This window comes from Clostridium sp. DFI.1.208 (assembly GCF_024463855.1).
GTDB lineage: Bacteria > Bacillota_I > Bacilli_A > Erysipelotrichales > Erysipelotrichaceae > Clostridium_AQ.
The window spans coordinates 18,438-27,163 of sequence record NZ_JANGCA010000051.1; the positions used below are offsets into that span (position 1 = coordinate 18,438).

Annotated in this window: 7 protein-coding genes; all 7 read left to right on the forward strand. The window is 41.9% G+C overall.

Annotated elements, in window-relative coordinates; translation table 11 throughout:
* Positions 1-300 precede the first annotated feature (300 nt).
* The 7 genes from NE665_RS19205 (at position 301) to NE665_RS19235 (ending at position 8,471) form a co-directional block, all read left to right on the forward strand.
* Complete coding sequence (locus NE665_RS19205; protein ID WP_117443311.1) at positions 301-3,174, forward strand: sigma 54-interacting transcriptional regulator; 2,874 nt, start codon at positions 301-303, stop codon at positions 3,172-3,174.
* 58 nt (positions 3,175-3,232) lie between these two features.
* Complete coding sequence (locus tag NE665_RS19210) at positions 3,233-3,718, forward strand: PTS sugar transporter subunit IIA (RefSeq protein WP_117443310.1); 486 nt, start codon at positions 3,233-3,235, stop codon at positions 3,716-3,718.
* Positions 3,708-4,007, forward strand: coding sequence for a PTS sucrose transporter subunit IIABC (locus NE665_RS19215; RefSeq protein WP_117443309.1), 300 nt, complete (start codon positions 3,708-3,710; stop codon positions 4,005-4,007). The genes NE665_RS19210 and NE665_RS19215 overlap by 11 nt, the downstream gene beginning before the upstream one ends.
* 22 nt (positions 4,008-4,029) lie before the next feature.
* Positions 4,030-5,304, forward strand: a complete 1,275-nt coding sequence (locus NE665_RS19220; protein WP_117443308.1) for a PTS transporter subunit IIC — start codon at positions 4,030-4,032, stop codon at positions 5,302-5,304.
* A gap of 74 nt (positions 5,305-5,378) precedes the next feature.
* Positions 5,379-6,392, forward strand: coding sequence for an alcohol dehydrogenase catalytic domain-containing protein (locus tag NE665_RS19225; RefSeq protein ID WP_117443307.1), 1,014 nt, complete (start codon positions 5,379-5,381; stop codon positions 6,390-6,392).
* 199 nt (positions 6,393-6,591) lie between these two features.
* A complete protein-coding gene (locus NE665_RS19230; RefSeq protein ID WP_117443306.1) occupies positions 6,592-7,368 on the forward strand; it encodes a glucose-6-phosphate isomerase family protein in 777 nt (258 codons plus the stop codon).
* Positions 7,347-8,471, forward strand: coding sequence for a mannitol dehydrogenase (locus tag NE665_RS19235; RefSeq protein ID WP_117443305.1), 1,125 nt, complete (start codon positions 7,347-7,349; stop codon positions 8,469-8,471). The genes NE665_RS19230 and NE665_RS19235 overlap by 22 nt, the downstream gene beginning before the upstream one ends.
* The last annotated feature ends 255 nt before the right edge of the window (positions 8,472-8,726 follow it).

Here is an 8,726-nt window from a genome sequence, read left to right on the forward strand (position 1 = left end):
GGTCTGATGTGTCATAATGGCAATCAGATCTTTTTATAATGGCTTTAACGGCTTCACGACAACCACGATATTTAATTATGAAGAAAGCTTAGCACAAAACGTTGAATTCCATAAAAGTAAAATGTTTAATGATAAATTTAAAAGATGGAACGGTGGTATGCCATATACAGTTTTCTATCTCATGGATTGTTGTATTGGTACTATATTTTGTATAATATCCGTTGTATAATACAAAGGAAACACGTAATATGTATAAAAGTAAGGGGAATGAAAGGGGAAACAGAATAGAGGGAGATTATAATGAATTACACGATAAAGGAATTGATTGAAAAAGAGGATAGGAAAAATCCATATACGGATGAGCAGATTGCTGAGCTTTGCAATATGAGTCGTGAGGAAGTGACACTTCTGCGTCAGGAACAGGGGATTTTTGATTCCCGGGAGAGAAGAAGACAGATATTACTTCCCGAGGTGAAAGCAATATTGCGAGGCAATGAAAAAATATCAGATCGAAAGCTGACGGCTATACTGAATGAACGAGGATATCAAATATCCCGTTTTATAACAAGATCAGTTCGCGATGAGCTGCAGCCAAAAGAGAATAAAGAGGAGCGGATTCACATGGATCCAGATCGTGATTTTGAACAGCTGATTGGATATGATGGAAGTATGAAGCGTCAGATATCGCAGGCACAGGCTGCTGTTCTTTATCCACCAAGAGGTCTTCATACGCTGATCCATGGTCCAAGCGGTGTTGGAAAAAGCCAGTTGGCAGAAGCCATGTATCACTTCGCTATCCATGTGGGTACCATACAGAAAGAAAGTCCGCTGGTGATATTTAACTGTGCGGATTATGCAGATAATTCAGAGCTTTTACTATCACAGCTATTCGGCTATGTGAAGGGGGCCTTTACAGGGGCAGATCGTGAGAAATCAGGGCTTGTGGAAAAAGCCGATGGAGGTATCCTGTTTCTGGATGAGGTACATCGTCTGCCAAGCGAAGGTCAGGAGATGCTGTTTTATTTAATTGATAAGGGCATGTATCGAAAACTGGGAGAAACAGGTAGTACAAGAACAGCAAAACTTCTTATCATTGCTGCCACTACGGAGGATTTGGATTCCTATCTTCTAACAACCTTTCGTCGAAGAATTCCTATGCTGATTGATCTTCCATCATTGAGCGAGCGCCCGCTTTTAGAACGACTTATGATTATTAAAACCTTCCTGTTTCAAGAAGCTCTGCGTATACAGCAAAATATTATTTTGGAAAAGGATGCACTGATGCTTTTGCTGAATTATCCCTGTCCAGGGAATATTGGGCAGCTACGAAGTGATATACAGGTGGCCTGCGCCCGAAGCTTCTTGAAGCATATTACATATGGTGATAAGCGACTGATTATAGCACTGGATGATTTGCCTCCGCATGTTGGAAATCTCTCTCTTAACACAGCATCACGAGATTCTCGCAAGCTCTGTGAAAGTGACCTGTTTGTATCCTGCACACGACATAAGGAACAGGTTTCGCATATAGGGCCGAACATCTATCAGTTTATAGAAGAGAAATATGATCTTCTTTTAAAAGAGGGATGTACAGAAAATGAAGTGTACCAGATTCTCGGTAAAGAGCTTGATACAGAAATGGATAACCTGTTTAATAAAATTAAATATCAGCAGGTTGATCGAAAAAATCTAGAAGAGGTGGTAGGAAACCGTATTATCCAATCTGTACAGAAATCGGTTGATATTGCCAGAATGAGCATGCAGGACATCAGTCCCAATATTCTTTCTCCGCTTTGTCTGCATGTGAGCGCCAGCTGTGAACGTATGAAATGCGGGAAACGCATCATAAATCCACAGCTTGAAAAAATAAAAAAAGAGTATCCTCTGGAATTTGCGACAGCACGTAAAATGTGTATGCAGTATCATGAAGATTTTATGATTGATATGCCAGAGGATGAGATAGCATTTATCGCGATGTATCTTAGAACCTTTACCAAAAAGAAGAAAGAGGAAAGCTGCAGGAAAATCGGTATTATTGTTTTGACGCATGGCAATGTCGGCATCGAAATGGTGGAGGTTGCCAATCAACTGCTAAATGTAAATTTTGCAGTTGGACTTCGCTGTGCCTTGGATGAACCAAGTAGTCATGCCCTGCAGCGAACGCAGCATGCAGTAGAGCAGCTTGATGAAGGAAGAGGGTGTCTGATCCTCACCGATATGGGTTCACTGGTAACATTCGGACAGATTATTACGCAGCGTACAGGAATAGACACCCGCACGATCTCCCGTGTAGATACTGTAATGGTTATAGAGGCGATTCGCAGAGCAATTTTGGAAGAAACAACGCTTGATGAATTGGAACAGGCATTGAATATGGAAAAAGAAATAAATTTCCACGGCAATCTGGAGCTGGAGGAAAAGGAAACAGTGATTGTTTCTATTTGTCTGACCGGCAAGGGCAGTGCAGTTCTCATTCAGTCAAAAATTCAAAAACTGCTGCAGGAGCATGACTTGACAATTCGTATACTGACACTAGGAGTCATGAGTGAAAATGGAATCGAATTTGAATTGGATCACCTTGCACGCAGTTATCATATTCTTGCGATACTGGGAAACTTTCAGATTGACTATCATCGAATTCCATTTTTCTCAACAAGTGATATTATCAATGGGATTGCACAGCAGGATCTGCTGGATATCATAAAAGATTATCAGCAGTCTAAGAAAGCTGTTAGTTGCCTGCAGGAGCTTCTTGATGAAGATATTATCCTCTGCCATGTACAGGATGCTTTATGTAAAAATGATATTCTGGAGAAGCTGGTAGAGCTTCTGGTAAAAAAGGAATATGTGTCACAGGAGTATTTGCTGGATGTATATAAACGAGAGGCTATGGGAGCAACCATTATGGGAAAGGCGGCTATACCACACGGCTTTACAGAACATGTCACAAAACCTGCCATTGCTATTTTGACCTTGCAGGATGCAATTTTATGGGAGGATAACTTTGAAACAAATATAATTTTAATGCCAGCATTAAAAGAAGAGAGTATTGCATATACCCATGAATTATTCTCTATATGCAGTGATTCCATGCTGATACAGTCACTTTCAGCATGTAATAAGCCACAGGAAATCATAAGGTTACTAACCACTCGCACAAAACCGTCCAAATAGTTGGCACGGTTTTTGCTATTTTATGGGTGAAGGATAAAAGCGATGGGAGGTGAAGCTGTTGGATCAGGAAATACAAATCGTCAGGGAATGCATTTTGCCGCATTATGAGGCATTCCGAAAGGAAGATATCATATTGGAGCTTAGTAAAAGGATGAGAAAGCGAAATCTTGTAGAAGCAGATTTTCAGGAAGCAGTAATGAAACGGGAACAGAAATATCCTACCGGTCTGCTGATAGGGAAACACAATATCGCTATACCACATACAGAACCGCAGTATGTTAAAGCTCCGTGTATCGGAATTGCCACTTTGAAGAACAGAGTTTCATTTCACCGCATGGATGCATGTGATGAGCTGGTGGATGTGGATGTCGTACTGCTGCTTGCTTTAAGTCAGGCGCATACACATATGGAAATGCTGAGCAAAATCATCCTCATGTGTCAGGATGAAGTATTCATCGAGGAATTGATGCAGGCAGAGCAGGAAACAGATATTGAAAAAATCGTTAGAAAACGATTGGAAGGAGAAGAACAGCATGAACAGTAAACCATTGGTACTGGTTGTATGCGGTGCAGGAACATTAACTTCTGTCATCGCCAGTCAGGGAGTCGAACAGGGATTGAGGAAAAGAGGTATTACAGATGTGGAAATCAAGGTAGGAAGACTGGATGATATCGGACGTTATGCTGATCGTATTACCGTACTTGTCGCCTCTATGAATATCCGGCAGAAATATGATTTTCCGGTTATCAATGCTATATCGTTTCTGACCGGGGATGAGGATGGACAGGAACGTGTTGTGGAAAAAGTGGCAGATATTCTGAAAGAGAATTAAATAAAGAAAGTGAGGAAAAATTATGGAAATGCTACAGGATTTTTTTGACTGGTTCTTCGCCTTAGGCAGCAGTGTGTTTGTGCCATTCATCATGTTTACACTATGTATGGTGTTTAAGGGCGGCTTAAGTAAAAGTCTGCGCAGTGCCTTGTATATGGGGGTCGGACTTGTCGGACTGGGGTTGATTGTTGATTATTCAGTCGCAGCAATGACACCTGTTACGGAGGCACTTGTAAATAATCTGGGGCTGAGTTTGAATGTAATTGATATCGGCTATGGAAATGTCAGTGCGGCATGGGCGTGGCCGGGTGTTGTTTGGGTGATTTTGGGTATTATTGCAGTCAATTTTATCATGGTCGTTTTAAAATGGACGAAGACACTGTGGGTAGATATGTGGAATATCTGGCATGGTGAGTTCGTTGCCGGCATGATGTGGGCATTTACAGGTAATATTTATATCGGCATTGCCAGTGGCTTGATTTTGCTTGTCATCAATATGAAGCTTGCGGATTATCACGCTAAGAAAATACAGGAGTTTAACGGTTTGGAAGGTATTTCTGTAGTTGCGACCTCCGGTACCTTTACAGCATCCTGGGCACAGGGATGTATGTGGGTAATCAACAAGATACCTGGACTTCGCGATATTAAGGCATCTTCAGAACAAATTAAAGAAAAATTCGGAATTTTTGGGGAAATGTCTGTCATTGGTGCATTGATGGGTACCATTATGGGAATCGTTGCAGGATTTGATTTTATCAATACGGCGCAGTTAGCTATCAAGCTTGCGGCAGTGCTGGTAATTTTGCCAAGAATGTTGTCCATTATTGCAGAAGGCATCATTCCTATTTCAAATGCATTGTCTAAATTCATGCGTGAGAAATTTCCGGGCAGAGAATTGTATATCGCTGTAGACCCTGCTATCCTGCTGGGGGATCCTTCTGTAATGTCAACAGTGATTCTGATGTATCCGATTTCTGTAATGATTGCAGCGGTTATTCCGGGCTGTAACTTCCTGCCGGTCGCATCACTTGCTGCTCTTCCTTACTGGATTGGCGGTATGGTGCCTTATACGAAAGGAAATATCATTCATACGGTAATTTGTGCAACATTGTGGATCATACCAGCTACCTTGATTGCTTCATCTCTTGCGGGAATATGTACGGATCTTTGCAGCATGACAGGATTATTCACTGATCAGATCGCGAACGGCGCAATGTTTACCAATTGGGATGAAGGAGGAAATATCCTTCTATGGTTATTTGTTAAAGCAGGTCAGTTGTTTGGATTTGGCGGATAAGGTATAAAATTCTTGAAGTATTTAGCAACATAACAATAAAGCTATGCCTGCATACACTAGGAGAAGGAGATATTATGAAACAGGCGTTATTAAAACAGCAGGGTGTGCTCGCCATTTCGGATATAGAGGAAGATCTCTCCCTGCGTGCAAATGAGGTGCTTATTGAAGTAAAGGCTGTTACCATCTGCGGATCAGACCTCAGCTACTTTCAGGCTGAGAAGCTGCCGCATCATTTACAGTATCCACTGATTCTGGGGCATGAGATGGCTGGAATCGTAAAAGAAACCGGTACTGCTGTAGCCTCTATTCAAAAGGGAGATGGTGTAGCAGTGGAGCCTCAGAGCTATTGCGGGCATTGCCATGCCTGCATCAGAGGGGATTATAACTTCTGTGAATCACTGAAATTCATGGCTAGTAAGGGAATCAGCGGAGCATTAAAGCAATATGTGAAATGGCCACAAGGCTCCGTTTACAAATTGGAGAATTCCATGTCATTTGAAGAAGGTGCACTGCTGGAACCATTATCTGTTGCATACAGTGCAATAGATAAATTGGACTTTCACAAGGACAGCAGGCTTGTGATTTTAGGAGCTGGATCCATTGGTCTGCTTATGGGAGTACTGATGCAGGTGTTGTATCCTGAGGTGAACGTTCATCTTGTGGATATTTATGAGAGCAAGCGGGATATGGGAGAGCGCCTTCATATGAAAAAGGAACAGTTTCTGATAGGAGATACGTATGATTTGCAGCTTATGAAGCCATTTACCCATATTATCGATACAACAGGAAACAGTAAGGTAGTGAAACGGTTTCTACAGCACAGTATATTGGGAGCCGTACTTCTGGAAATCGGTGTTAGTGATCATCCATTGGATATTAGCTTTAAGGAAATTGTATATCAGGGGCTTCGCATCATAGGCTCTTACCGCTATACAAACACCTATCCCAAGCTTTTGAAGCTATTTCGGGAACAGCGCCTGCATGTGTGCGACATCATAACAGGCAGCTATCCGATTGAAGCAGCACAGACAGCATTTGAACAGGCATTGGATGGCCGCCATCACAGCAAAATTGCGATTTATTTATAACGATGAAACCTGTAGGCTTAGCATAGGCGGCATGCCACAGGTTTTTCATAAACCAGTAAGGAATGTCAAACATGAGATTGAAGGATATACAGCAGCATATGACAGGATATGAAAAATAGTAATGAAACTGTACGGTGTATCACAGGAGAAACCAATCGCCGTAATGAAAGCAGGTATGCATGCATAGGAGGATATGATCATGAAATTGAATACAGGAATGAATCTATCTGCAGATTTAGATAAACTAGAATTTATATATGGTGAAGACACAACAGGTCCACTTACAGAGAAGCGTAGGCTGGATGAAATCCGTGTAAGCTTGCGTGATCCGAATGCAGATGGCCCTTCCATTGTATATGCAGTTGCGATGGATGTGGCAAAAAAGAAGCATGTACAGGATTTGATTAATCGAAATTTACTGTATGGTGCAATGATTTTTGAGAAGGGAATAATTGGAGAGGAGCCTATTCGCTCACAGGGGCATATCCATGCAGTTTCGGTGTCATGTAATGCCTCTACCTGCGAGGTATATGAAATCTGGGCAGGAGAGGCCTATATCTATATGCAGGAGTATGCTGAGGATGATCCGGGGCGTTGCTTTGCAGTTCATGCAAAAACCGGAGACGTCGTGATTGTACCGCCTGGTTGGGCACATTGTACTATCAATGCAGATCCTTCCAGAGCCATGCTGTTTGGTGCATGGTGTGTCCGTGATTATGGATTCGATTATGTGCAGGTTCGTGCACATAAGGGAGTAGCATTCTTTCCAAAAGTAAAGGATGGTATTATCACCTTTGTGCAGAATCCAAAATATCATCCTGCACATTTGGAGATTCTGAAAGCAAGTGCATATCCGGAATTTCACCTGCAGCAGGGTATACCAATCTATACGCAATATGAAAATAATCCGGATCTCTTCCGCTTTGTAACGCATCCACAGGAGGCCGAAGAGCAATGGAAGGAGTATCGTCCATGAAACAGGGGAAGCTGGTTGTCCATTTCGGTGCTGGTGCATTAGGAAGAGGTCTGGTCGTACCTATGTTGTATGAAAGCGGCTGCCGCATCGTGCTTGCGGATACCAATGTGCAGCTGATTGACGGGATGAGAGCTACAAAAGCCTACACACTGGATGTTTCAGATGATGAACAACAGAGACTGCATACAATCAAAATAGACGATATCGTGTCGCCTGTGACAGATGAAAAGGTGCTTCTTGCATATTTACATATCTGCGATATAGTAACCACATCTGTCCGCAGAGAAAATCTGATTCATGTCGCTAAAGTTCTATCCAAGGCATGGGGAACGGAAAGGAATACACAGCGTATGGTTCTGTGCTGTGAAAATGTGGAGGGCGTCGGCGCTTACTTTCATTCTTTGCTTACAGATTGTGCAACAAATAAATGCCAGAGGGAAAACCTTTCTGCAATTCGTGTACCGGATACGATTGTAGACCGCATTTGTGCAACAGGAGCATCTATCATGGAAATAACAAGTGAATCCTTTCATGAGTGCAGTGTTGATGCTGCAGTAATAGAAGATACAGGAATTGCCTGTATACCGTCGATATCAAATATTCGCTCCCACTTCTATCGAAAGCGTTATTTGCTAAATACCTATGCAGATGCAATGGCGTTTCTTGCCCTAGATAAAAATCATACCTATTTATATGAAGCAGCGATGGATGAAGAAATTCAGAATAGTCTACACCCGTATATTTGTCTCTTGATGCAGCTTTTGGAGAGTAAATATGGAATAGGCTTCAAAGAAAGTAAGCAATGGTTTCAGCTTTATCGAAAACGACTTTCCAATCCGCAAATTCCAAGAGAGCTGCATACGGTTGCACGCAGTCTATGGAATAAAATGACACTTAGTGAACGCTTTATCTGTCCGCTTGTAGAATTGATTGCTTTAGATATTGATATTCGTGATGGACTTTCGGTTATTCGGGAAATTGTAAATACTGAGGCTGAAAAAGAAGGGCTTACAGACGATAGGGTACATCAGAAGCTGCAGGATTTATGGTGCGGCACAGCATATGGCAGGAAGCTGTTTGAGATGTTCCTTGCTTTGGAATAGTCCTTGCAACACTGTGATATCCTGATAGTGAATAAATCCTTTTGTTACATAGTTCGTTAATGCTGGAATATTGCTATCTATTCTGCTTTTATTATTCAGGATAAAGAAAGACGCAAGTTGAGGCTTGCGTCTCAGACTGTTGACAAAGTGACTGTCGACAGTCTTTTTAAAATCTGATAGAATATCTGTGGCAGAAACGTACTTCATAAACCCAAAAATAGTCGACGTTTCTGCCATTTATTATGCCAAAAATGA